The sequence below is a fragment of the Nocardia sp. XZ_19_231 genome (assembly GCF_015355705.1).
GTDB classification, from domain to species: Bacteria; Actinomycetota; Actinomycetes; order Mycobacteriales; family Mycobacteriaceae; genus Nocardia; species Nocardia salmonicida.
The window spans coordinates 1-1,551 of record NZ_JACUZI010000020.1 but is presented as its reverse complement, the minus strand read 5'-3'; the positions used below and the strand labels follow the sequence as shown (position 1 = coordinate 1,551).

Below are 1,551 nucleotides of genomic sequence, written 5' to 3'. Positions count from 1 at the left end.
GGGAGGGTTGTTTCGAGAGTCTTCAACGGAGAGTTTGATTCTGGCTCAGGACGAACGCTAGCGGCGTGCTTAACACATGCAAGTCGAGCGGTAAGGCCCTTCGGGGTACACGAGCGGCGAACGGGTGAGTAACACGTGGGTGATCTGCCTTGCACTTCGGGATAAGCCTGGGAAACTGGGTCTAATACCGGATATGACCACTGATCGCATGGTTGGTGGTGGAAAGATTTATCGGTGCGAGATGGGCCCGCGGCCTATCAGCTTGTTGGTGAGGTAACGGCTCACCAAGGCGACGACGGGTAGCCGACCTGAGAGGGTGACCGGCCACACTGGGACTGAGACACGGCCCAGACTCCTACGGGAGGCAGCAGTGGGGAATATTGCACAATGGGCGAAAGCCTGATGCAGCGACGCCGCGTGCGGGATGACGGCCTTCGGGTTGTAAACCGCTTTTGACAGGGACGAAGCGCAAGTGACTGTACCTGTAGAATAAGGACCGGCCAACTACGTGCCAGCAGCCGCGGTAATACGTAGGGTCCGAGCGTTGTCCGGAATTACTGGGCGTAAAGAGCTTGTAGGCGGTTCGTCGCGTCGTTTGTGAAAACTTGGGGCTCAACCTTAAGCTTGCAGGCGATACGGGCGGACTAGAGTACTTCAGGGGAGACTGGAATTCCTGGTGTAGCGGTGAAATGCGCAGATATCAGGAGGAACACCGGTGGCGAAGGCGGGTCTCTGGGAAGTAACTGACGCTGAGAAGCGAAAGCATGGGTAGCAAACAGGATTAGATACCCTGGTAGTCCATGCCGTAAACGGTGGGTACTAGGTGTGGGGCTCCTTCCACGGACTCCGTGCCGTAGCTAACGCATTAAGTACCCCGCCTGGGGAGTACGGCCGCAAGGCTAAAACTCAAAGAAATTGACGGGGGCCCGCACAAGCGGCGGAGCATGTGGATTAATTCGATGCAACGCGAAGAACCTTACCTGGGTTTGACATACACCGGAAACCTGCAGAGATGTAGGCCCCCTTGTGGTCGGTGTACAGGTGGTGCATGGCTGTCGTCAGCTCGTGTCGTGAGATGTTGGGTTAAGTCCCGCAACGAGCGCAACCCTTATCTTATGTTGCCAGCGCGTAATGGCGGGGACTCGTGAGAGACTGCCGGGGTCAACTCGGAGGAAGGTGGGGACGACGTCAAGTCATCATGCCCCTTATGTCCAGGGCTTCACACATGCTACAATGGCCGGTACAGAGGGCTGCGAGACCGCGAGGTGGAGCGAATCCCTTAAAGCCGGTCTCAGTTCGGATCGGGGTCTGCAACTCGACCCCGTGAAGTTGGAGTCGCTAGTAATCGCAGATCAGCAACGCTGCGGTGAATACGTTCCCGGGCCTTGTACACACCGCCCGTCACGTCATGAAAGTCGGTAACACCCGAAGCCGGTGGCCTAACCCCTTGTGGGAGGGAGCCGTCGAAGGTGGGATCGGCGATTGGGACGAAGTCGTAACAAGGTAGCCGTACCGGAAGGTGCGGCTGGATCACCTCCTTTCTAAGGAGCA

At 57.4% G+C, this 1,551-nt stretch carries 1 rRNA gene; it reads left to right on the top strand.

What is annotated here, in order from left to right:
• Positions 1 to 22 precede the first annotated feature (22 nt).
• Positions 23 to 1,541 (top strand): 16S ribosomal RNA (locus tag IBJ82_RS34355).
• The last annotated feature ends 10 nt before the right edge of the window (positions 1,542 to 1,551 follow it).